We start from the raw sequence: 21605 nt of genomic DNA, 5'->3' as shown, positions 1-21605 counted from the left end.
CTGTACCATCGCGATGATGCAGGCGGATTATTCATCGGCACAAGCAAGCTTCTGCTTGCGCTAATGAATTCGGCACCAGCTGAACTGCTGCATCCCCTCATGTATGCAGCACTTCAGCTATCTTGGCTGGACCTCTGCCCCGCTTGTCCAGGGGCTCAGAGCCTCGTTTCGCGCCTTCGCGAACGTCACAACCAAAAAAAACGCCAGCGGATTACACGCTAGCGTCAGGAATACGATTCCCGAAAAACCTTCAGGTTTTTCAAAGGAAAAGCCGCCTGACCCGACTTGATCGAGTTAAGCGGCGATAACAGAGAAGATCGTTTCGGTCTTTTACTGTTCATTAAATTTGGTGAAAGCCTTCCGTTTTTGGCAGTCGGATATCTTGCAAGCTATCCGACCGCTGTGTGCCTCACAGATCTCGCTGAAGAGCATTGACGAGATGGGCACATCATTCCCAGTTAAGCGCGCCTCCGGTTTGATACTCGATGACTCGGGTTTCGAAGAAGTTGCGCTCCTTCTTCAAATCGATCATCTCGCTCATCCACGGAAACGGATTTTCTTCTTGCGCGAACAGCGGATCGAGTCCGATTTGCTGTGCGCGACGATTAGCGATGAACCGTAAGTAGCCTTTGAACATCGGCGCATTCAAACCTAGCACGCCTCGCGGCATTGTATCCTCTGCGTAACGATATTCCAACTCTACGGCGCTTAAAAACAACGATTTAATTTCGTTTCTGAATTCCGGCGTCCACAAATGCGGGTTCTCCATCTTCACCGTGTTGATCAGATCGATCCCGAAATTGCAGTGCATCGATTCATCGCGCAGGATGTATTGATACTGTTCGGCGGCGCCCATCATCTTGTTCTGGCGACCCAGCGCAAGGATCTGCGTGAAGCCGACGTAGAAGAACAGGCCTTCCATGATGCACGCGAAAACGATCAGCGACTTCAGCAGCTTCTGGTCGTTCTCGGTGGTGCCGGTGGTGAACTGCGGATCGGTCAGCGTGTTGATGAACGGGATCAGGAACTCGTCCTTGTCGCGGATCGACTTCACCTCGTGATAGGCGTTGAAGATCTCGGCTTCGTCCAGGCCCAGCGACTCGACGATGTACTGATAGGCGTGGGTGTGGATCGCTTCTTCAAACGCCTGGCGCAACAGGTACTGGCGGCATTCCGGCGCAGTGATGTGGCGGTAGGTGCCGAGCACGATGTTGTTGGCGGCGAGCGAGTCGGCCGTGACGAAGAAACCGAGGTTGCGCTTGACCAGACGGCGTTCGTCTTCGGTCAGGCCGTTCGGATCTTTCCACAGTTCGATGTCGCGCTGCATGTTGATTTCCTGCGGCATCCAGTGGTTGGCGCAGCCGGCCAGGTACTTGTCCCAGGCCCATTTGTATTTGAACGGCACCAGCTGGTTGACGTCGGTGTGGCCGTTGATGATGCGCTTGTCGGCGGCGTTGACGCGGCGGGTCACATCAACCGGCGCTTCGTCTTTGGTAACCAGAGCAGGATTCAGGGCCACGTCGGAAAACTGCGGACGTGCATTTACGGCGGCCGATTGCAATTGAGGCTGAGGCGTTTGCGAGGCGTGCGGCGCGGATGGTGCCGGCGTCGCCTTCACTTCATCATCCCAAGAGAGCATTTTTTGATCCTTTACTTTATTTACTTTTGACGTCCCGGCGCGGCCGGGATGTGATTTGTGACATTGATTCAGGCGCCCCGTTCATCTTCCGGAGAAGACTGCCGCCGGACTTGCCGGCGGCGGTGGCCTGAATTTACCGCGTTTTGATTACTGGCAAGCTTCGCACTCTTCAAAACCATCATCGCCGGGACGCAGGTAGCACGCGGCGCCGTCGGCTTCGACTTCTGCCGCCGCCACGGTTGCCATGCTGGCTGCAGACGCCGTCATCGATGCCGGCGCAGAAGCTGCCGCTGCACTGTGGCTGACGCCGCCATCCACCGCCACCGCGTTCAGCGCGCCGGTCTTGGAAGTCGACTTCTCGGTATGGGTCGCGCCGATGGTGCGGAGGTAGTAGGTGGTCTTCAGACCGCGCAACCATGCCAGCTTGTATGTTTCATCCAGGCGCTTGCCCGATGCGCCGGCCATGTAGATGTTCAGCGATTGGGCCTGATCGATCCACTTCTGACGGCGCGATGCAGCTTCCACCAGCCAGGACGGTTCGACTTCGAAGGCGGTGGCGTAGATATCGCGCAGGTCTTGCGGGATGCGGTCGATCTTGGCCAGGCTGCCGTCAAAGTATTTCAGGTCGGAAATCATGACTTCGTCCCACAGGCCGCGCGCCTTCAGGTCACGCACCAGGTACTCGTTGATTTCGGTGAATTCGCCGGACAGATTCGACTTCACATACAGGTTCTGGTAAGTCGGTTCGATGCAAGCCGAGACGCCGATGATGTTGGAAATCGTTGCCGTCGGCGCGATCGCCACGCAGTTCGAGTTGCGCATGCCGAACTCGGAAATGCGCGAACGCAGTGCCGACCAGTCCAGCGTTTCGGACATGTCCGCTTCCAGATAGCCGCCGCGTTCCTGCGCCAGCAGCTTCAGGGAGTCTTGCGGCAGGATGCCGCGATCCCACAGCGAACCGCGGTAGGAGCTGTAACGGCCGCGCTCTTCCGCCAGTTCGGTCGATGCCCAGTAAGCGTAGTAGCAGACGGCTTCCATCGAACGATCGGCGAATTCCACTGCGTCCATCGAAGCATAAGGCACGCGCTTCATGTGCAGGCAGTCCTGGAAGCCCATGATGCCCAGGCCGACCGGACGGTGGCGCAGGTTGGAATCACGTGCCTTCTTGACGGCGTAGTAGTTGATGTCGATCACGTTGTCGAGCATGCGCATTGCCGTGCGGATGGTCTTTTGCAGCTTGGCGTGGTCGATCTCGCCATTGACCAGATGGGCCGGCATGTTGACCGAACCCAGGTTGCAGACGGCGATTTCGGATTCGTTGGTGTTCAGGGTGATCTCGGTGCACAGGTTCGAGCTGTGGACCACGCCGACGTGTTGCTGCGGCGAACGGATGTTGCATGGGTCCTTGAAGGTGATCCATGGGTGGCCGGTCTCGAACAGCATCGACAGCATCTTGCGCCACAGGTCCAGCGCAGCAATCTTCTTGAACAGCTTCAGTTCGCCGCGTGCGGCCTTGGCTTCGTAGCCGGTGTAGGCTTCTTCGAAGGCCTTGCCGAACTTGTCGTGCAGGTCGGGCGCATCGGATGGCGAGAACAGGGTCCACTCGCCCTTTTCCATGACGCGCTTCATGAACAGGTCGGGAATCCAGTTGGCGGTGTTCATGTCATGCGTACGGCGGCGGTCGTCGCCGGTGTTCTTGCGCAGTTCGAGGAATTCCTCGATGTCCATGTGCCAGGTTTCCAGGTAGGCGCACACCGCGCCCTTGCGCTTGCCGCCCTGGTTGACCGCCACGGCGGTGTCGTTGACCACTTTCAGGAACGGCACCACGCCTTGCGACTTGCCGTTGGTGCCCTTGATGTGCGCGCCCAGCGAACGGACCGGGGTCCAGTCGTTGCCCAGGCCGCCGGCGTACTTGGCCAGCAGCGCGTTTTCCTTGATGGCTTCGTAGATGCCGTCCAGATCGTCGGCAACGGTGGTCAGGTAGCACGACGACAGTTGCGAACGCAGGGTGCCCGAGTTGAACAGGGTCGGGGTCGAGCTCATGAAGTCGAACGACGACAGCAGGTTGTAGAACTCGATGGTGCGCTCTTCGCGGTTGATTTCGTTGAGCGACAGGCCCATCGCGACACGCATGTAGAACGCTTGCGGCATTTCGATGCGGGTGCCCTGGATGTGCAGGAAGTAACGGTCGTACAAAGTCTGCAGGCCGAGGTAGCCGAATTGCAGGTCGCGCTCGGGCTTGATGGCCTCGGCCAGCTTGACCAGATCGAACTGGGCCAGCTTGGAGTCGAGCAGGTCGGCGGCGATGCCCTTCTTGATGTACTTGGCGAAGTAATCGAGGTACTCGGCCGGCGCATCGGCTTGCGCCACTTCCTTGCCGAATACTTCCTTGCGGATCGTGTGCATCAGCAGGCGCGCGGTGACCTGGCTGTAGGCCGGGTCTTTTTCCATCAGCGCGCGGGCAGCCAGGATGGCCGACTTGTGCAGTTCTTCGACCGGCACGCCGTCGTACAGGTTCTTGACCGTTTCGGCCAGGATGGCGTCGGCGTCAACGTGCTTTTCCAGGCCGACGCAGGCGGCGGTGATCAGGGTGCGGACTTCGTCGAGGTCCAGCAGGCGGCTCTGGCCGTCTTCCACCACATGCAGTTGCGGGGCGGCGAAATCGGTCTTGGCGGCGCTGCCTTGTTGCTGGGCGCGCTCTTCCATGCGCTTGGCACGGTACAGCACGTAAGCGCGGGCGACATCGTGTTCGCCGGAACGCATCAGCGCCAGTTCGACCTGGTCCTGGATGTCTTCAATATGGAAAGTGCCGCCGGTCGGCTGGCGACGCACCAGCGCCGACACGACGCTGGTTGTCAGTTGCTCGACCATTTCGCGCACGCGCGCCGATGCCGCGCCCTGACCGCCGTTGACGGCGAGGAACGCCTTGGTCACCGCGATCGAAATCTTCGATGGTTCAAAACCGACCACCGCGCCGTTGCGGCGGATGATTCTGTATTCGCCCAGACCGGAAGCCGGCTTGATCAGCTGCGACGACGTGGTTTCGTCATGATTGCCTGCGGTGGGAATGACGCCAAAATCTGTTGGGGATTTAGCGGAAATTTCTTGAGTAGAGCGCACTGAGCCTCCTAAAACTGTGATTGATGGGCAGCAAAAACTGCCCGCGTTGCCAATAGAACCTTCTCTCTATATAGATACTGAAACGAAGAGAGGTTCACGAAATACCGGGAACAGGACGACATCAATGCCGCTGTCTATGCGCAGCCGCCTGGTTGCCACCTGTTCCGAACTGTTAAATAAAAGCTGAAAAACCTGAAAAATCTGAGATGAGAGGACTGCCGAGACATCGTTTGAATTGTTGCTTGCCTCAAGACCCGTCACCTTCAATGGAGCCCAACCGTGAAGCCCAACTCTGCCGAACCTGCCGGACCCCTCTTGAGAGCCTGATCCGGCGCTTTATACGTACCGCAGCGAACCGTGAACAGCTACTTCCAACCCGACGACCGACTAAAGATTTACTTACCAAAAACACTACATCTAGTCCCAAAGGAATGATTGAGACTAATTCTAGTGTCTGCAATCGTCAGATGCAACCGCTATTTCTGGATATTTTTATATGTTTTACGCTTGACTTCCGCTACCCCCAGCAGGGAAGCGCAATTGCGCTTGTTCTACAAGGCAATAGAAATTTTTCCGGAATCTCGCCCAGTCGAAAAATGGACCGGGGTCGGTCTTGCGACCGGGAGCGATGTGCTCGTGACCGGCCACATCGGCCAGCGGATAGCGCCGGTACAGGGCATCGGTGAGCGCCGCCAGCACTTCGTACTGAAGCTCGGTGAAGGGCTCGAAGTCGGTTCCCTCGAGCTCGATGCCGATGGAAAAGTCGTTGCAGCGCTCACGCCCATTGAAGCTGGACACTCCGGCATGCCAGGCACGGTCATTGGCCGAGACGAACTGGATCAGGCTGCCGTCGCGCTGGATGACGAAATGGGCCGACACCCGCAAAGGACGCAACTGGTCGAAATACGGATGGGCATCGCAGTCCAGCCGGTTGCAGAACAGATCGCCGATGAACGGTCCGCCGAACTGGCCCGGCGGCAAGCTGATGTTGTGGATCACCAGCAATTGGCTCACCACGCCCTCGGGCCGGTCGTCGCAATTGGGGGAAGGCTCGCGGCGGGCGCCCTGGCACCAGCCCTCACCATCGATGCTCCAGGCGGCGGGATCAGTCACGGCGGCAGTCATGGTTCAGAAGGAGGCCAGGCGGCGATGCTCTTCCGAGCAGTACAGGGCGCCCGAGGCATGCACCACCGCTTCGGAGACCGGGAAGTGGATGCCGCAATGCGCACATTGCACCATGGCCTCGATCTGCTGCCGAGGCTCGTCGCGCTTGCGCGCGAACGGATTACGCCGCGCACCTTCGCGGTCCGGGGAAGATGCTGCGCCGGCCGTCATGGACTTCTTGGTGCGCTGGAACCAGACCACGACCGCCAGGGCGATCACCAGCCAAATGAGATATTTCATACGAGTATCCGATGCAACACGACTTCAAGCACGAAGCGGCTGCCGACATAGGCGAGCAGCAAAATGGCAAACCCGGCGAGGGTGAAACTGAGCGCGGTGCGACCGCGCCAGCCTTGCCATTTGCGTCCCGCCAGCAATAAACCGAACAGGCACCAGGACAGCAAGGTAAAGATCGTCTTGTGATCCCACCGGAACGCCTTCTGGAACAGCTGCTCGGAAAAAACGACGCCCGACAGCACCGTCAGGGTCAACAAAACAAAACCGAATGCGATCAGGCGAAACAGGATTTTTTCCATCGTCAGCAGCGCCGGCAGGCGGTCCAGCGCGATCGAGAACCAGCCCGGCTGCGCCGCGCCCATCTTGGGGCGCGTATGCAGGCGCGACTCCTGCAGCACCATCAGCACCGCGTGGAAGGCCGCAATGGTCAGCGTGCTGTAGGCCAGGATGGAAACCGCGATGTGCCAGAGGAACCAGTCCGACTTGCCGGCCAGCTCGACCATGTTGCCCGGGAACACGCTCGGCAGGATCACCGCCACGGCGGCCACCGGCAGCACCAGAACGCGCAGGCTGTCGAGCGAGAAGTTGCGGTTTTCCAGCCAGTAAGCGGCCACCGAAACCCACATCGTGGCCGATAGCATCACCGCAAAACCGACGCGCACGGCGTCGGGCGCAAACATGTCGTAGACCAGCGCGCCGCCGTGCAGCAGCCATCCGATCACCGTGCCGAGTGAAATCGGCAGGCGCCGCTCGGAAGGCAGGAAGGCGCAACCCAGATAGAGCAGCGCAGCCAGAATGAAAAAATAAGTTTGCATCGGCTAAGTTTACACCATGTCGTCACTTCGCCGACTGTCGCCGGTCGCCGGAAACGTGTTCCGGCAGTGCTGAACGGTCTTGCCGGGGAGCAAATACGAAATCACCATATCGCTTCGGACCAAAGCAATATGGTGGGGACAAAACGACAAAAATCAATGAGACAAAGAGGCCTCAGTCGACTGCGGCGGCGCGCATCTCATCGTGATGATGGCGCTGCTGTTCTTCCATGACCAGTTGGCCGAGTTCGCGTTTCAAGGCGTTGAACTCGGGGTCGGCCGGATCGCGCAGGCGCGGCAGCGTGACCGTGATGTCGCGCTTGATGGTGCCGGGACGATAAGTCATGACGACGATGCGATCGGCCAGGTAGATCGCTTCTTCGATGCTGTGGGTGACGAAGACGATGGTCTTCTTGAACTCGTCCCAGATGCGCAGCAACTCGTCCTGCAAATTGCGCCGCGTCAAGGCGTCTAGCGCGCCGAACGGCTCATCCATCAGCATGATCGGCGAATCCAGCGCCAGCACGCGGGCAATCGCCACGCGTTGGCGCATGCCGCCGGACAGGTCTTTCGGGAAACGGCTGCGGAAATCGATCAGGCCCAGCTTGTCCAGCAACTGCGTCACGCGCGCCTGGATCTCGGCCTTGCCGACGCCCTTGATTTCAAGGCCGAAGGCAACGTTCTGCTCGACCGTCATCCAGGGGAACAGCGCGTACTCCTGGAACACCATGCCGCGATCCGGCCCCGGTTCGGTGACCAGCTTGCCGTCGGTGGTGATGTTGCCGCTGCTGGGCAGCGCGAAGCCGGCGATGGCGTTGAGCAGGGTCGACTTGCCGCAACCCGACGGACCCAGCAGGCAGACGAACTGGCCGTCCGGGATATCGAGGTTGATGTCCTTGAGCGCCACCACTTCGCGCTCGTCGCTCTTGAAGACCTTGTTGACGCCGGTGACGACGATTTGGGAGGCGCTCATGTCAGTTCTCCAGTCCGCGATGCCAGCGCAGCATGTAATTGTTCAGGCGGCTCATGCCGAGGTCGATCGCCAGGCCGAGCAGGCCGATGGTGATCATGCCGGCGATGATCTTGTCGGACCAGAAGTACTCGCGCGCCTCCATGATGCGGAAACCGAGGCCGTTGCTGACCGCGATCATCTCGGCCACGATCACCACGATGAAGGCGGTGCCGATGCCGATGCGCACGCCCGACAGGATGTACGGCACGGCGGCCGGCAGCATCACGCGCACGAACAGGGTGCGCTGGCTGGCGCCGAGGTTGCGCGCCGCGCGCAGGTAGATGCTGTCGACCTGGCGCACGCCGGCGATGGTATTCATCAGCACCGGGAAGAAGGCGCCCAGCGAAATCAGGAACAGCGCCGGCGGATTGCCCAGCCCGAACCACAGGATCGCCAGCGGGATGTAGGCGATCGGCGGAATCGGGCGGATCACCTGCACCGTCAGGTTCATCAGTCCGTAGACGCGCTGGCTGGAACCCATCAGCAAACCGAGCGGCAAGGCCAGCCCGGCGCCGATCAGGAAGCCGACCACCACGCGGTACAGGCTGCCGATGGCGTCCATCAGCAACTCGCCGGAGAACAACCAGGCCAGCCAGTTGCCCTCGGCGGGGTCGTACGGCTTCAGCGGTGCGGCGTACTCGAACCACTTGTGCACCACCGCCCACGGCGACGGCAAAACCAGCGGATTAATCCAGCCCAGCGAAGACGCCGCCTGCCAGATGGCGATCACCGCCACCGGCACCAGCAATCCCTCCAGGGCTCCCCCAATTTTCTGTTTTGCCATCGCGGCTTCCTCTTTAATTGCTTTACTTCAGGTTCATGCTCTTCTTGGCTTGCTCCAGCAGATCGGTTTTCACCCAATCCTTGGCGATCGGCGGCTTGGCCATCTTGCCGGTGCCGTATTTGGCCATGGTGTCGGTGGTGACCTGGATATGCTCGGCGGTGATGTCATAGGCGTAAGGCGAATTGCCGATGGCGTCGTAGAAATCTTCCTTGGTGATCTGGTTCTTGAAGATGACTTCGCGCACGTATTTCTCGGCGGTTTCCTTGTTGTCGATGAAGGTCTTGGTCGCCTCCAGGAAACAGCGCATGAACTTCTCGGCCAGCGGACGCTTCTCCTTGTAGAACTTCTCGGTCATCACCATGGTGCGCACCGGTTCGCCGATCGGGGTGTCGTACGGCTTCATGACTTCCACGCCGAACCCCTTGTTGATCGCCTGCGAGGACTGCGGCTCGCTCTGCATCATGGCGTCGATGTTCTTGCCCAGCAGCGCTTGGTTGAGGTCGGCGAAGGCGAGGTAGACGATGGTCACGTCCTTGGCCGTCAGCCCGTTCTGGCCGAGTTCGGCGTCGAGCAGCACTTCATGGATACCGCCGCGGGTGACGCCGACTTTCTTGCCCTTCAGGTCCTTGACCGACTTGATGCCGGAATCCTTGGCCGCCACCAGCCGCGCGCCGCCCTTGGCGAAACCGGCCACGACATAGATCGGCGCGCCGTTGGCGCGGCCGGAAATGGCGGCTTCCGAAGCGGTCGTGCCGACGTCGAGTTCACCGGCAAGGATGCCCTGCATCACGTCGGGCCCTTTGGCGAAGACTTTTTCGTCGACCTTGATGCCGCATTTCGGGGCGATTTCCTTGATGTACGAGACCGCGCCGTAGTGGGCGAACTTGAGGTTGCCGAGGCGGATGACTTCCTGTGCGCCTGCGCTGGATGAAGCGCCTGCCGCCATGATGGCGACTGCCGCCGCCGCGATGAGTTTCTTGTGCATCTCTCTCTCCTGTCGTTATGTTTGCGCCGCGGGCAAAGTACGCCGCGGGTTGATATGCGCCTTCCTCGTGGGAAGAACCGTCCATTCATTCTGTGCAACGCCACTGTATACACAAATCCTGCAGCGAGAACAATACCGTAATTTCCCCTACTCTTGCTCAAGCCCGGGCAGGGACACCCGCTGAGGCGCGGTGCGATCGGGTAAAATGGTTGTTTACCCTGCGGTTTCGCCCGGACGATTCTGCCCGAATTTTCCAGCGCGGCCCGTCTCCATTTCTTCAAGATAACGGTTCATCATGCTCGACAATCTCACCCAACGCCTTGCCAAAGTCGTCAAAACCATGCGCGGCGAGGCGCGCCTGACCGAATCCAATACCGCAGAAATGCTGCGCGAAGTGCGCCTGGCGCTGCTGGAGGCCGACGTCGCCCTGCCGGCCGTGCGCGAGTTCATCGCCAAGGTCAAGGAAAGATCGGTCGGCGAAGAAGTCATCGGTTCACTGACTCCTGGCCAGGCGCTGGTCGGCGTGGTCCAACGCGAACTGGCCAGCCTGATGGGCGCCGACCTCGGCCCCGAAGCCTCCCAGCTCAACTTCGCCACCCAGCCGCCGGCGATCATCCTGATGGCCGGCCTGCAAGGCGCCGGTAAAACCACCACCGTCGGCAAGCTCGCCAAGTACCTGCGCGAGAACACCAGGAAAAAAGTCCTGACGGTCTCCGCCGACGTGTATCGTCCGGCCGCGATCGGCCAGCTGGAAACCGTGACCGCCCAGGCCGGCGCCGACTTCTTCCCGACCAAGACCACCGACAAGCCGGTCGACATCGCCCTGGCCGCACTCGACTACGCCAAGCGCCATTTTCATGACGTGCTGATCATCGACACCGCCGGCCGTCTCGGTATCGACGAAGCGATGATGCAGGAAATCAGCGCCGTGCACGCCGCCGTCAAGCCGATCGAAACCCTGTTCGTGGTCGACGCCATGCTCGGCCAGGACGCCATCAACACCGCCAAGGCCTTCAGCGATGCGCTGCCGCTGACCGGTATCGTACTGACCAAGCTGGACGGCGACTCGCGCGGCGGCGTGCGCCACATCACCGGCAAGCCGATCAAGTTCGCCGGCGTGGCCGAAAAGCTGGACGGCCTGGAAGCCTTCGATCCGAGCCGCATGGCCAACCGCATCCTCGGCATGGGCGACATCCTGGCGCTGGTCGAAGAAGCACGCAAAGGCGTCGACGTCGCCGCTGCGAACGACCTCGCACAAAAGATCAAGGGCGGCGGCAAGTTCGATCTCAACGACTTCAAGGCCCAGCTCGGCCAGATGAAAAAAATGGGCGGCATGGCCGGCCTGCTCGACAAGTTGCCGGCGCAAATGCAGCAAGCCGCCGGAAAAACCAACATGGATCAGGCTGAAAAACAGGTGCGCCGCATGGAAGGCATGATCAATTCGATGACCCTGCAGGAGCGCGCCAAACCTGAGCTGATCAAGGCCACACGCAAGCGCCGCATCGCCGCCGGCGCCGGTGTCCAGGTGCAGGAAGTCAACCGCATGCTGGCCCAGTTCGAGCAAATGCAATCGATGATGAAAAAGCTCAAAGGCGGCGGCATGATGAAAATGATGCGCAGCATGAAGGGCATGATGCCGGGCATGCGCTGAGGCGCTTCAGAGGGATGCCCCGTAGCGGTGCAAAGCCGCGCCGGGCGGCTTTTTGAGAGGAGCGATGCGGGTTTTCACAATCGTCGTTGCTTATAGCGTGTTTTCGCCCCGAAAAGCGCTAAAAAACACTTGCATCGCCGGGAAAACCGCACCACTATTGCTGGTGCGTGATTTGCGCATTCAACTCTTTCCTTGCTTGATCCCTTATTAAGGAGGCTTACAGATGGCCACAGCCAAAAAACCCGCAGCCGCAGCGAAGAAGCCCGTAGCAAAAGCAGCACCGAAAGCAGCAGCAAAGCCTGCAGCAAAAGCGGCAGCACCCAAGAAAGCCGCAGCGCCAAAAGCAGCAGCAAAGAAACCAGCCGTCAAACGTACTCCCAACGCCGCCTTCATGAAGCCGCTGACACCATCCGCAGCGCTGGCTGAAGTCGTGGGTGCAAAGCCTCTGCCACGTACCGAAGTGACCAAGAAGGTCTGGGAATACATCAAGAAACACAATCTGCAAAACCCTGAGAACAAGCGCAATATCGACGCGGACGATAAGTTGAAAGTCGTGTTCGGCGGCAAGAAACAGGTATCGATGTTTGAAATGACCAAGCTGATTTCCGGCCATTTGAAATAGGCAATACAGGTTTTTGCAGACTTGCTTGCAAAACAAAAACGCCCGCAACGCGCGGGCGTTTTTGTTTTTGGTGGCATCGGGTTGCCATGCGCCGACAGTGTATTCCTACAGGGCGCCGATATCTCTGTCGCCGGCTGAACTTTGGGTTTTCGGCCGGAGTCTAGATGTCACGGACGTAACCTGAAAGGATTTCAGCATGACATTCCCTCAACAGAAACCGGCCCGCACGGGCTTGCGCAACACCGCCGCCGCACTCAGCATCGCCGCAGCAGGTTTGCTCGCGACGACCTGCGCTTTCGCGGCCGGCAAGAGCAACGCCGAACTCGACGCGCAATATCAACGTGAAAAAGCCGTCTGCACCAGCGGCCAGTCCAATCAGGACAAGGCCACCTGCCTGCGCGAAGCCGGCGCCGCTTACCAGCAGGCCAGGCAAGGCCGATTGAATGACGGCCAGCAAGCCCAGTACTCTTCCAACGCGCTGGAGCGCTGCAAGGCCCTGCCTGCCGGCGATCAGGCGGATTGCCAGCGGCGTATCGAAAACCCAAGTGATGTGGAAGGTAGCGTGCCTTCCGGCGGCATCCTGCGCAAGGATGTGACGATTGTGCCGGCGACGACGCAGTAAGAAATTTTCAGTAAAGATTTACCCGGCAGACTGGACTAGCGACGCCGGCAGAGGGGATCAGCGCACGACGGTTGCGGCGCTGCTTCCCTCTCCTTTTTGGCCGGCGGAATTGCCGTACTCCCAACGCTTCCACGCACTCAGGACTGCGTTTGGATACTCGGCCTGACCGCGACTGCCGTTGTACCGTCCCAGCGCCATGAAATAATCGCCGCCCTCCTGGTCCAGATAGAGCCGCAAAATCACGCAGCCGTAGCGCAGGTTGCTGCGCATATGGAACAGCTTGCGGCGATCGCCGTCGCCGATAACGCGCGTCCAGAACGGCATCACCTGCATGTACCCGGTAGCACCGGCTGACGAGATTGCATATTTGCGGAACGCCGATTCGACCTGGATCAATCCCAGCACCAACGCCGGATCGAGTCCCGCGCGGCGCGCTTCATACCAGGCGCTCTCCAGCAACTCCAGACGGCCGCGCCGGTCAGGGACGACTTCGCGCAAACGATCGGACATCTCGCCCAGCCAGTTGAGGTAGGCGATACGTTCTTCGATGGTGGAAAATTGCGGCTTCGGCGGACGGGCGTCCGCCACCGCTTGCGTGAGCAGCGAGCGGAGCGAATCCGCCAGCTGCTCTTCTTGTTGATTGCCGGCGTGGGCGGCAACGGCAACAAACCATTGCAGACCACACGCCAGCATCAGGGTCAGGGTCAGCCGGAAAAACCGCATGTTGCGGCGAGCTCCGATCAGGCCAGCTTGCCCTTGATGAACGCCAGCGCGTCGACCAGCGGCACCGGTGTGGCGGCAGTATCGCGGCGGCCCTGGTATTCAATCTGACCGTCCTTGAGACCGCGGTCGCCGATGACGACGCGGTGCGGCACGCCGATCAGTTCCCAGTCCGCAAACATCGCGCCCGGACGTTCGCCGCGATCATCCAGGATGACGTCGACGCCGGCCGCGACCAGCGCGTCGTACAGTTTATCGATCTCGGCCTTGACCGCTTCGCTGCGGTCATAGCCCATCGGGCACAACACCACTTCGAACGGCGCCAGCGTGGCCGGCCAGATGATGCCCTTGTCGTCGAAATTCTGCTCGATGGCGGCGCCCAGAATGCGCGTGACGCCGATGCCGTAGCAACCCATCTGCAGCGGTTGCGGTTTGCCGGCTTCGTCGAGGTAAGTCGCCTTCATCGATTCCGAATAGGCGGTGCCGAGCTGGAATACGTGACCGACTTCGATGCCGCGCTGGATCGCCAGCACGCCCTTGCCGTCCGGCGAAGCGTCGCCTTCGACGACGTTGCGGATATCGGCGACGACCGGTTCAGGCAGGTCGCGGTCCCAGTTGGCGCCGGTGAAGTGGAAATCGACTTCATTGGCGCCGCAGACGAAATCGCTCATGTTGGCGACGGTGCGGTCGGCCACGACCTTGACCGGCTTCCTGGTGCCGATCGGGCCGAGGTAGCCCGGCGGCGTGCCGAACCATTCGACGATTTCTGCCTCATTGGCGAAACGATAGCCTGCCAGGCCGGGGATCTTGCCGGCCTTGACTTCGTTGAGCTCATGATCGCCGCGCAGCAGGAGCAGCCAGACTTCCTTGTCGGCCGGCTGGTCTTTTTCCACGGTCAGGACGATGGACTTGATGGTGCGTTCCAGCGGCAGCTTGAGCAGCTCGGCCACCGCCTCGCACTTGGCCTTGCCCGGCGTCGCAGTCTTGGTCAGCGCTTCGCTGGCCGCGCCGCGCGTGGCGTTGACGGCGACCGCTTCGGCCGCTTCCATGTTGGCGGCGTAGTCGGAAGTCGGGCAATACACCAGCGCATCTTCGCCGGTGGCGGCGATGACGTGGAATTCATGCGAACCGGAACCGCCGATGGCGCCATTGTCCGCGGCGACCGCACGGAACTGCAGGCCGAAGCGCGTGAAAATGCGCACGTAGGCGTCGTACATGACCTGGTAGGACTTCTTCAGTCCGTCGATGTCGCGGTCGAAGGAGTAGGCGTCCTTCATGGTGAATTCGCGGCCGCGCATGAGGCCGAAACGCGGACGGCGCTCGTCGCGGAATTTGGTCTGGATGTGATAGAAGTTGACCGGCAATTGCTTGTAGCTGCGCAGCTCGGTGCGGGCAACATCGGTAACCACTTCTTCGGAGGTCGGCTGGATCGCGAAGTCGCGGCCATGACGATCCTTCACGCGCATGAGTTCGGCGCCCATCTTGTCCCAGCGGCCGGTTTCCTGCCACAGCTCGGCCGGCTGCACCACCGGCATCAGCAATTCGATGGCGCCGGAGCGGTTCATTTCTTCACGCACGATCGCTTCCACCTTGCGGATTACCTTCAGGCCCATCGGCATGTACGTGTAGATCCCGGAGCCGAGCCGCTTGATCATCCCGGCCCGCATCATCAGCTTGTGGCTGACGATTTCGGCGTCGGAAGGAGCTTCTTTCAAGGTGGAAATAAAAAATCGGGAGGCGCGCATGACGATGAGTTCTTTTTAAAAGAGGAAGGTTTATAATCAACCTAATTTTAAAGGATTAGCTGGCTGATGCGCCCACTCTTTGCATATTTGATCCCTGTTTCATGCACATCGCTCGTCGATGTGCCGGTCTTTGCCGCGCCTGATAAAGGCGCGTGCTGACAATTATCGAGCAATTGCCAGCGGAGGCCGGATAGGGCAAGAGAGGACGCCCTGCCGCAGAAAGTTTTGAGGTACACCATGCTGGATCGAGAAGGCTTCCGCCCGAACGTCGGCATCATCCTGCTCAATGCCCAGAATGAAGTCTGGTGGGGCAAGCGGGTTAGAGAACATTCGTGGCAATTTCCACAAGGCGGAATCAAACATGGCGAAACTCCCGAACAGGCGATGTTTCGCGAACTCGAAGAAGAAATCGGCCTGAAAGCGGAACACGTCAAGATCATCGGTCGCACGCGCGACTGGCTGCGCTATGAGGTACCCGATCATTTCATCAAGCGTGAAATCCGCGGCCATTATCGCGGGCAAAAACAGATCTGGTTCCTGCTGCGCATGGTCGGCCGCGATTGCGATGTCAACCTGCGCCTGACCTCGCATCCCGAGTTCGACGCCTGGCGCTGGCACGACTATTGGGTGCCGCTGGACGTGGTCATCGAATTCAAGCGCGACGTTTACCAGCAGGCGCTCAAGGAGTTGTCGCGCTTCCTGGCGCGGCCGCATGCAGCACATCGCCGTCCCGATGCTGCGGGCAAAACGGAGCACGCATCATCCGATCATCCCGGCAACGCCCAACAGGCGGATCCCTGCGGATCCGCCACTCCGCCCACCATTAAGTGAATCTTCATGTCCCAACGCTTCTGGAATACCTTTGCTCCACACCGACTTGTCCGCGCCTTGGCGGCAGGTCTGCTGCTGTGTTCGGCCACGCTCAGTTTCGCTCAGCAGTTGGGCAACTTCGACGAAGAATTCGACGATGAAGAAAAACCGTGGCAAGAAATCGCCGTGCAATTGCCACCCGCGCCGCTACCGGAAAATCTTGCCGAGTTCTACGTCGGGCCGACCACGACCTCCAAATCCTACGTCGACCTCAAGTCGCTGAGCATCGGCAGCGACAACGTCGTGCGTTACATCATGGTCACCAAGAGCAGCGGCGGCGCCACCAATGTCATCTACTCCGGCATTCGCTGCGAAACCTACGAGATCAAGCAATACGCCTTCGGCCGCAGCGACGGCAGCTGGTCGCGTTCGCGCCACGACAAATGGGTGCGCATCAAGGATACCGGCGCCAATCGCCAGGATGCGGCGCTCTACAAGAGCTATTTCTGCCAGGTCGGCATACTGGACGGCGACCTGAGAAAAATCAGCAACCGCCTGCGTGAAAATCGTCCGATCGATCCGGCCAGGGACTGAATCCCGGCGACGCAGAATGCAAAAAGGGGCGCAGTTGACTACTGCGCCCCTTTTGTTTTTCCGGCGTATTTTACCGGCTTACAGCAGCACCAGATTATCGCGATGGATCAATTCGGATTCTTCGACGAAACCGAGGATGGACAGGATTTCCGACGAGGGATGACGCACGATGCGGCGCGCATCCGAGCTGGCGTAGTTGCTGATGCCGCGCGCGACAGGCTTGCCGCTGGCGTCAACGCAGGTAATGACATCGCCGCGACCGAATTCACCGGCTACTTCGGTGACGCCGATAGGCAGAAGCGACTTGCCTTCGGCCGTGAGTTTCTGCACGGCGCCGTCATCCAGCATCACGCGACCAGCGGTCTGCAGATGATCGGCCATCCATTGCTTGCGTGCGGTCAGTTGTGCCGTCTGCGCGGTCAATTGCGTGCCGATGGCTTCGCCGGCAGCGAGGCGGCTCAACACGCTCTCTTCACGTCCCCAGGCAATCACGGTGTGCGCACCTGAGGTGGCGGCACGCTTGGCCGCGAGGATTTTGGTGAGCATGCCGCCGCGACCGATGCCGCTGCCGGCGCCGCCCGCCATGGCTTCCAGAGCAAGATCGCCGGCCTTGGCTTCGTGCACGAATTGTGCATCCGGATCGCGCCGCGGGTCGGCCGTATACAGGCCCCGCTGGTCGGTCAGGATGATCAGCGCATCGGCTTCGATCAGGTTGGCGACCAGTGCGCCGAGCGTGTCGTTGTCGCCGAACTTGATTTCATCGGTGACGACGGTGTCGTTCTCGTTGATGATCGGCACCACGCCGAAACGCAGCAGCGTGAACAAGGTGGAGCGCGCGTTGAGGTAACGTTCCCGGTCGGCCAGGTCGGCGTGCGTGAGCAGCACTTGCGCAGTGCCGAGTTGATGCGCGCGGAAACTGGTTTCGTAGATCTGCGCCAGGCCCATCTGGCCGACGGCGGCGCAAGCCTGCAATTCGTGCACGCCGGTCGGACGACGATCGAAGCCGAGGCGTTGCATGCCTTCGGCGATCGCGCCGGAACTGACCAGCACCACTTCCTTGCCGAGCGTGCGCAAGTGCGCGATCTGCTCGGCCCACATGGCGATGGCGGCACTGTCGAGCCCCTTGCCATCGTTGGTCACGAGCGATGAACCGACTTTGATGATCAGCCGCTTGGCTTGTTGTATGACGGAATGCATGTTGTTGGAGGAAGATCGGCCGGGCCGTAAAATTCAAATGTCCGCCGCACCATGGGTGTCGACGGACATGCATCGAGAACAAGATAGTAAACGATTTACCTGCAAATTTACCGCAGATGCTCAGTCGAGCACTTTGAAACGAGGATCGTCCGGATCGATCGAGGAAATACCGCGCGCTTCTTCGGTCATCTGGGTTTCTTCGGCGCGATGTTCCTGATGACGCTTGGTTTCCAGATAGCCGTAGATTTCAGTGATCAGGTCTTCGCAACCGTCGCGCGTCAGCGCGGAGATTTCAAACACCGGACCCTTCCAGCCGAAGCGCTTGACGAAGTCCTTGACGCGCTTCTTGCGGTCCGCTTCCGGCACCACGTCGAGCTTGTTGAGCACCAGCCAGCGCGGCTTGTCGAACAGGGAATCGTCATACTTCTGCAACTCCTTGACGATGGCCTTGGCTTCCTTGACCGGATCAACCGTGTCTTCAAACGGCGCCAGATCGACGATGTGCAACAGCAAGCCGGTGCGCTGCAAGTGGCGCAGGAACTGCACGCCCAGGCCGGCGCCATCGGCGGCGCCTTCGATCAGGCCCGGGATGTCGGCGATCACGAAGCTCTTTTCATGGCTCACGCGCACCACGCCCAGGTTCGGATGCAGCGTCGTGAACGGATAGTCGGCGATCTTCGGACGCGCGTTCGAGACGGCCGAGATGAAGGTCGACTTGCCCGCGTTGGGCATGCCCAACAGACCCACATCGGCCAGCACCTTCAGCTCCAGGCGCAATTCGCGGCGCTGGCCTTCCTTGCCTTCGGTCTTTTGACGCGGGGCGCGGTTGGTGGACGTCTTGAAATGGATATTGCCCCAGCCGCCTTCGCCGCCTTGCGCCAGCAGCACGACCTGCTCGTGCTCGGTCAGATCGGCGATGTGTTCGCCGGTGTTGTGGTCGACGATCAGCGTGCCCACCGGCATGCGCAGGAAAATGTCGTCGGCGCCCTTGCCGTAGCAATCCGAGCCGCGACCGTTTTCGCCGTTGCGCGCCTTGTGCAGCTTGGAATAGCGATAGTCGATCAGGGTGTTGACGTTACGGTCGGCGACTGCCCAGATGCTGCCGCCCTTGCCGCCGTCACCGCCGTCGGGACCACCGAACGGACGGAATTTTTCACGGCAAAAACTGGCAACGCCGTTGCCGCCATCGCCCGCGATCAGTTCGATCTTTGCTTCGTCGATAAACTTCATGATTGTTACCGCTAACTTAAAAGTAAGAAGCTCTGCTTAAAATAAACTTAGCCGGGCAAGCGGTAGGCATGAATGAAGACCGTTCGCCGGAGACAGTGTCCGAACGACAGCGGCGCCACGGAGAAAAACAGCATGGGCCATGAGATCGGAACACGGGTAGCTTAGGCAGAGATTCCTAGAGCTACAAGTACAGTCGCGTTGCCGGGCCGATGGTCACCTTGGTGACGCCGGAGGCCAGACCTGCGCGCTGCAGGATGAAAACAAAACCAGACAGCTAAAAACTAAAAAAGGCTCCACCAGAGGCAGAGCCTTAAAACAACTTTTGCTAAGGCTTGCGCCTCATGTAGTCACTAATGTGCAGGACTCAAGTAAAACTTAAGCAGCCGCCGCAACAACAGTAACGTACTGGCGCTTCGCAACGCCCTTGATCACGAACTGGACTTTACCTTCTGTCAATGCGAACAGAGTGTGGTCCTTGCCCATGCCAACGTTTTCACCAGGATGAACCTTGGTGCCGCGTTGACGAATGATGATGCCGCCAGCGTTGATCGCTTGGCCGCCATAGACCTTGACGCCGAGTCGTTTCGACTCTGAATCACGGCCGTTGCGCGTAGTGCCGCCGCCTTTTTTATGTGCCATTTAAGGACTCCTTGTATCTAGTTTGACCTGCGCTATTAAGCGTTGATCGAGACGATTTGCAGTTCGGTGTAGTTCTGGCGATGGCCTTGACGCTTCTGATAATGCTTACGACGACGCATTTTGAAGATCTTGACCTTGTCGTGGCGACCCTGCGCTATGACAGTAACCAGCACCGTTGCACCCTCGACCAATGGCGCACCGAATTTCACGGTATCGCCTGCGCCCACTGCGAGCACTTGATCCAAAGTGATTTGGGAGCCAATGTCTGCCGGTATCTGTTCTACTTTAAGTTTTTCACCAGCGGCAACTTTATATTGTTTGCCGCCGGTTTTTATGACCGCGTACATGTGAAACCTCATCGAAAATGAATGAATAAATTTTCTTTTTCTCCTCTGCGAGGCCCATGAAAAGCGGCTTTCGAATCGGGAAAACCTCCAATTATACATAGACTTAGCCAGCTCGTCAAAAGCTCTTGACTTTCGTGTGCAACCCCTGATGAAATGGCAATACGGCAATTTCCACCAGGAAAAGCACAATCCGAAACAGTCGCGGCGGTACGTGGCGGCGGCTTTGTCATCGTATAATCACGGCAATCTTGATTTTTCACAGGTTCAGCCTTGTCCGCCGCTCTCCAAACCGCTACGCCCAATTCCTTCATTGACCCGATAGCTGCCGACATGGGCGAGGTCAATACCGTTATCCGCCGGCAACTTTATTCCGAAGTCCCGCTGGTGAATCAGGTTTCCGAGTACATCATCAGCGCCGGCGGCAAGCGCATCCGCCCCGTGCTGGTGCTGCTGATCGCCAATGCATACGCCTATAAAGGCACGGCCCACCATTCGCTGGCGGCGGTGATCGAATTCATCCACACCGCGACCCTGCTGCACGACGACGTTGTTGACGAATCGTCATTGCGCCGCGGCAAGGAAACCGCCAACGCGCTGTTCGGCAATGCCGCTTCGGTGCTGGTGGGCGATTTCCTGTATTCGCGCGCCTTCCAGATGATGGTGACCGTGGGCAACGCCCGCGTCATGCAAATCGTCGCCGACGCCACCAACGTGATCGCCGAAGGCGAAGTGCTGCAGTTGCTCAACATGCACAACCCGGACGTCAACGAAGAAGATTACCTGCGCGTGATCCGCTCCAAGACCGCCAAACTGTTTGAAGCCGCCGCCCAGCTCGGCGCGCTGATCTCCGGCGCCGACGAAGCCGGCATCGAAGCCGCCGGCGAATACGGCCGTTCGCTCGGCACCGCGTTCCAACTGATCGACGACGTGCTGGACTATTCCGGCAACGCCGCCGAAATCGGCAAGAACGTCGGCGACGACCTGCGCGAAGGCAAGCCGACGCTGCCATTGATCTATCTGATGGAAAACGGCAGCCCGGAGCAACGCGAACTGGTGCGCAGCTGCATCGAAAACGGCGACGAGCAGCATTTCGACCAGATCCTGGCCGCTATTACCAGTTCGGGCGCGCTCGACTACACCCGCCGCGAAGCACAGAAAGCGGCGCAACGCGCGGCCGACGCCGTGCAGTCGCTGCCGGATAGCAAGTACAAAAATTCTTTGCTAGAATTATCGACGTTCGCTGTTGACCGCAACCACTGATCAACGACAAAACACCACACCGTCGGGGTGTAGCTTAGCCCGGTAGAGCGCTACGTTCGGGACGTAGAGGCCGGAGGTTCGAATCCTCTCACCCCGACCAGGTTTCCTTCCCCGTGTTTCAAAGCCTGACTCGTCCTTCAGGCGCCCGATCTGCGGCGACCTGACATCCAACTCCTTTTATTTCCAGCGCCCCAGGCCAGGACCTCAGGCTTGCTCGGTCACATCCCGATACTGCTCGGCGACCTTGAGCAGCCACGCCAAAAACAACTGCACTCCCTGCGACGCCTGCTTCTGCTCCGGCACGACGAAGTAATAGTCCTTCGCGCCCGGCACCACCATCTCCCACGGCACGGTCAATTGCCCCGACTCGATGTCGTCCATGACGTAAGTGCGCGGCACCAGCGCGATGCCGGGG

Annotated in this window: 23 protein-coding genes and 1 tRNA gene; 8 read left to right on the top strand and 16 right to left on the bottom strand. The window is 59.7% G+C overall.

The window, feature by feature from the left end:
• Nucleotides 1-222, top strand: a 222-nt coding sequence (locus HLUSI_RS34115; protein ID WP_238533989.1) for a hypothetical protein, incomplete at its 5' end; no start/stop codon positions are given.
• A 226-nt stretch (nt 223-448) separates the two neighbouring features.
• Here the strand turns inward: HLUSI_RS34115 and HLUSI_RS0112285 are convergent.
• From HLUSI_RS0112285 to HLUSI_RS0112250, 8 genes are all read right to left on the bottom strand, one after another.
• Nucleotides 449-1639: a ribonucleotide-diphosphate reductase subunit beta gene (locus HLUSI_RS0112285; RefSeq protein ID WP_029363445.1), complete on the bottom strand. Its 1191-nt coding sequence runs from the start codon at nt 1637-1639 to the stop codon at nt 449-451.
• Nucleotides 1640-1786: 147 nt separating this feature from the next.
• Entirely contained in the window at nt 1787-4759 is a 2973-nt protein-coding gene (locus tag HLUSI_RS0112280; RefSeq protein ID WP_016834256.1) for a ribonucleoside-diphosphate reductase subunit alpha, read from the bottom strand.
• 501 nt (nt 4760-5260) lie between these two features.
• Entirely contained in the window at nt 5261-5884 is a 624-nt protein-coding gene (gene ampD / locus HLUSI_RS0112275) for a 1,6-anhydro-N-acetylmuramyl-L-alanine amidase AmpD (RefSeq protein WP_016834255.1), read from the bottom strand.
• Between the two features lie 3 nt (nt 5885-5887).
• Complete coding sequence (locus tag HLUSI_RS0112270) at nt 5888-6163, bottom strand: PP0621 family protein (RefSeq protein ID WP_016834254.1); 276 nt, start codon at nt 6161-6163, stop codon at nt 5888-5890.
• On the bottom strand, nt 6160-6975 hold the full coding sequence (locus tag HLUSI_RS0112265; protein WP_016834253.1) for a cytochrome C assembly family protein: 816 nt from the start codon (nt 6973-6975) through the stop codon (nt 6160-6162). Before HLUSI_RS0112265 ends, HLUSI_RS0112270 begins: the two co-directional genes overlap by 4 nt.
• Before the next feature lie 172 nt (nt 6976-7147).
• Nucleotides 7148-7945 carry an ABC transporter ATP-binding protein gene (locus HLUSI_RS0112260; RefSeq protein WP_016834252.1) on the bottom strand — a complete coding sequence of 266 codons (798 nt, stop codon included), beginning with the start codon at nt 7943-7945 and terminating at the stop codon, nt 7148-7150.
• A gap of 1 nt (nt 7946) precedes the next feature.
• Nucleotides 7947-8768 (bottom strand): ABC transporter permease, encoded by an 822-nt coding sequence (locus tag HLUSI_RS0112255; RefSeq protein WP_029363444.1) that lies wholly within the window; start codon nt 8766-8768, stop codon nt 7947-7949.
• Between the two features lie 22 nt (nt 8769-8790).
• Nucleotides 8791-9753 (bottom strand): ABC transporter substrate-binding protein, encoded by a 963-nt coding sequence (locus tag HLUSI_RS0112250; RefSeq protein ID WP_016834250.1) that lies wholly within the window; start codon nt 9751-9753, stop codon nt 8791-8793.
• Nucleotides 9754-10048: 295 nt separating this feature from the next.
• Between HLUSI_RS0112250 and ffh the strand changes: the two genes are divergently transcribed.
• The 3 genes from ffh (at nt 10049) to HLUSI_RS0112235 (ending at nt 12648) form a co-directional block, all read left to right on the top strand.
• A complete protein-coding gene (gene ffh, locus HLUSI_RS0112245) occupies nt 10049-11404 on the top strand; it encodes a signal recognition particle protein (RefSeq protein ID WP_016834249.1) in 1356 nt (451 codons plus the stop codon).
• Between the two features lie 223 nt (nt 11405-11627).
• The gene (locus tag HLUSI_RS31575; RefSeq protein WP_029363443.1) at nt 11628-12026 is read left to right on the top strand and encodes an SWIB/MDM2 domain-containing protein; all 399 of its coding nucleotides are present in this window, start codon (nt 11628-11630) and stop codon (nt 12024-12026) included.
• Between the two features lie 196 nt (nt 12027-12222).
• On the top strand, nt 12223-12648 hold the full coding sequence (locus HLUSI_RS0112235) for a hypothetical protein (RefSeq protein WP_016834246.1): 426 nt from the start codon (nt 12223-12225) through the stop codon (nt 12646-12648).
• Between the two features lie 57 nt (nt 12649-12705).
• On the opposite strand, the gene HLUSI_RS28345 is transcribed toward HLUSI_RS0112235, so the two are convergent.
• Nucleotides 12706-13371, bottom strand: a complete 666-nt coding sequence (locus HLUSI_RS28345) for a lytic transglycosylase domain-containing protein (protein WP_016834245.1) — start codon at nt 13369-13371, stop codon at nt 12706-12708.
• A 17-nt stretch (nt 13372-13388) separates the two neighbouring features.
• Nucleotides 13389-15113, bottom strand: coding sequence for a proline--tRNA ligase (locus HLUSI_RS0112225; RefSeq protein WP_029363442.1), 1725 nt, complete (start codon nt 15111-15113; stop codon nt 13389-13391).
• A gap of 237 nt (nt 15114-15350) precedes the next feature.
• Between HLUSI_RS0112225 and HLUSI_RS0112220 the strand changes: the two genes are divergently transcribed.
• Nucleotides 15351-15944 (top strand): RNA pyrophosphohydrolase, encoded by a 594-nt coding sequence (locus HLUSI_RS0112220; RefSeq protein WP_016834243.1) that lies wholly within the window; start codon nt 15351-15353, stop codon nt 15942-15944.
• Between the two features lie 6 nt (nt 15945-15950).
• Complete coding sequence (locus HLUSI_RS0112215; protein ID WP_040503431.1) at nt 15951-16517, top strand: CNP1-like family protein; 567 nt, start codon at nt 15951-15953, stop codon at nt 16515-16517.
• A 78-nt stretch (nt 16518-16595) separates the two neighbouring features.
• On the opposite strand, the gene proB is transcribed toward HLUSI_RS0112215, so the two are convergent.
• The 5 genes from proB to HLUSI_RS32650 form a co-directional block, all read right to left on the bottom strand.
• Nucleotides 16596-17714 (bottom strand): glutamate 5-kinase, encoded by a 1119-nt coding sequence (proB, locus tag HLUSI_RS0112210; RefSeq protein ID WP_016834241.1) that lies wholly within the window; start codon nt 17712-17714, stop codon nt 16596-16598.
• Between the two features lie 120 nt (nt 17715-17834).
• Complete coding sequence (gene obgE, locus HLUSI_RS0112205) at nt 17835-18944, bottom strand: GTPase ObgE (RefSeq protein WP_016834240.1); 1110 nt, start codon at nt 18942-18944, stop codon at nt 17835-17837.
• Between the two features lie 375 nt (nt 18945-19319).
• Nucleotides 19320-19583, bottom strand: a complete 264-nt coding sequence (gene rpmA / locus HLUSI_RS0112200) for a 50S ribosomal protein L27 (RefSeq protein WP_016834239.1) — start codon at nt 19581-19583, stop codon at nt 19320-19322.
• Nucleotides 19584-19618: 35 nt separating this feature from the next.
• Nucleotides 19619-19930, bottom strand: coding sequence for a 50S ribosomal protein L21 (rplU, locus tag HLUSI_RS0112195; RefSeq protein ID WP_007878066.1), 312 nt, complete (start codon nt 19928-19930; stop codon nt 19619-19621).
• Between the two features lie 8 nt (nt 19931-19938).
• Complete coding sequence (locus tag HLUSI_RS32650; RefSeq protein WP_157137841.1) at nt 19939-20190, bottom strand: hypothetical protein; 252 nt, start codon at nt 20188-20190, stop codon at nt 19939-19941.
• Nucleotides 20191-20200: 10 nt separating this feature from the next.
• On the opposite strand from HLUSI_RS32650, the gene ispB reads away from it, so the two are divergent.
• Entirely contained in the window at nt 20201-21190 is a 990-nt protein-coding gene (ispB, locus tag HLUSI_RS0112190) for an octaprenyl diphosphate synthase (RefSeq protein WP_040503430.1), read from the top strand.
• Between the two features lie 23 nt (nt 21191-21213).
• Nucleotides 21214-21290 (top strand) — tRNA-Pro (locus tag HLUSI_RS0112185).
• Between the two features lie 104 nt (nt 21291-21394).
• Here HLUSI_RS0112185 and HLUSI_RS28340 read toward each other — a convergent pair.
• Nucleotides 21395-21605: LysR substrate-binding domain-containing protein (locus HLUSI_RS28340; protein ID WP_040503429.1), on the bottom strand; the 211-nt coding region annotated here is incomplete at its 5' end.

It is taken from the genome of Herbaspirillum lusitanum P6-12 (assembly GCF_000256565.1).
Lineage (GTDB): Bacteria > Pseudomonadota > Gammaproteobacteria > Burkholderiales > Burkholderiaceae_D > Herbaspirillum > Herbaspirillum lusitanum.
The sequence above is the reverse complement of the archived record's forward strand: the minus strand, read 5'-3'. Positions and strand labels throughout refer to the sequence as shown.

Excerpts from the sequence above, each read along its gene's own strand:
- HLUSI_RS0112250 (WP_016834250.1), bottom strand. The coding sequence starts at position 9,753 with ATGCACAAGAAACTCATCGCGGCGGCGGCAGTCGCCATCATGGCGGCA.
- HLUSI_RS0112235 (WP_016834246.1), top strand. The coding sequence starts at position 12,223 with ATGACATTCCCTCAACAGAAACCGGCCCGCACGGGCTTGCGCAACACC.
- obgE (WP_016834240.1), bottom strand. The coding sequence starts at position 18,944 with ATGAAGTTTATCGACGAAGCAAAGATCGAACTGATCGCGGGCGATGGC.
- rplU (WP_007878066.1), bottom strand. The coding sequence starts at position 19,930 with ATGTACGCGGTCATAAAAACCGGCGGCAAACAATATAAAGTTGCCGCT.
- HLUSI_RS0112215 (WP_040503431.1), top strand. The coding sequence starts at position 15,951 with ATGTCCCAACGCTTCTGGAATACCTTTGCTCCACACCGACTTGTCCGC.
- rpmA (WP_016834239.1), bottom strand. The coding sequence starts at position 19,583 with ATGGCACATAAAAAAGGCGGCGGCACTACGCGCAACGGCCGTGATTCA.
- proB (WP_016834241.1), bottom strand. The coding sequence starts at position 17,714 with ATGCATTCCGTCATACAACAAGCCAAGCGGCTGATCATCAAAGTCGGT.
- HLUSI_RS31575 (WP_029363443.1), top strand. The coding sequence starts at position 11,628 with ATGGCCACAGCCAAAAAACCCGCAGCCGCAGCGAAGAAGCCCGTAGCA.
- ffh (WP_016834249.1), top strand. The coding sequence starts at position 10,049 with ATGCTCGACAATCTCACCCAACGCCTTGCCAAAGTCGTCAAAACCATG.
- HLUSI_RS0112265 (WP_016834253.1), bottom strand. The coding sequence starts at position 6,975 with ATGCAAACTTATTTTTTCATTCTGGCTGCGCTGCTCTATCTGGGTTGC.
- HLUSI_RS0112220 (WP_016834243.1), top strand. The coding sequence starts at position 15,351 with ATGCTGGATCGAGAAGGCTTCCGCCCGAACGTCGGCATCATCCTGCTC.
- HLUSI_RS0112270 (WP_016834254.1), bottom strand. The coding sequence starts at position 6,163 with ATGAAATATCTCATTTGGCTGGTGATCGCCCTGGCGGTCGTGGTCTGG.
- HLUSI_RS0112255 (WP_029363444.1), bottom strand. The coding sequence starts at position 8,768 with ATGGCAAAACAGAAAATTGGGGGAGCCCTGGAGGGATTGCTGGTGCCG.
- HLUSI_RS0112225 (WP_029363442.1), bottom strand. The coding sequence starts at position 15,113 with ATGCGCGCCTCCCGATTTTTTATTTCCACCTTGAAAGAAGCTCCTTCC.
- HLUSI_RS0112285 (WP_029363445.1), bottom strand. The coding sequence starts at position 1,639 with ATGCTCTCTTGGGATGATGAAGTGAAGGCGACGCCGGCACCATCCGCG.
- HLUSI_RS28345 (WP_016834245.1), bottom strand. The coding sequence starts at position 13,371 with ATGCGGTTTTTCCGGCTGACCCTGACCCTGATGCTGGCGTGTGGTCTG.
- ampD (WP_016834255.1), bottom strand. The coding sequence starts at position 5,884 with ATGACTGCCGCCGTGACTGATCCCGCCGCCTGGAGCATCGATGGTGAG.
- HLUSI_RS0112260 (WP_016834252.1), bottom strand. The coding sequence starts at position 7,945 with ATGAGCGCCTCCCAAATCGTCGTCACCGGCGTCAACAAGGTCTTCAAG.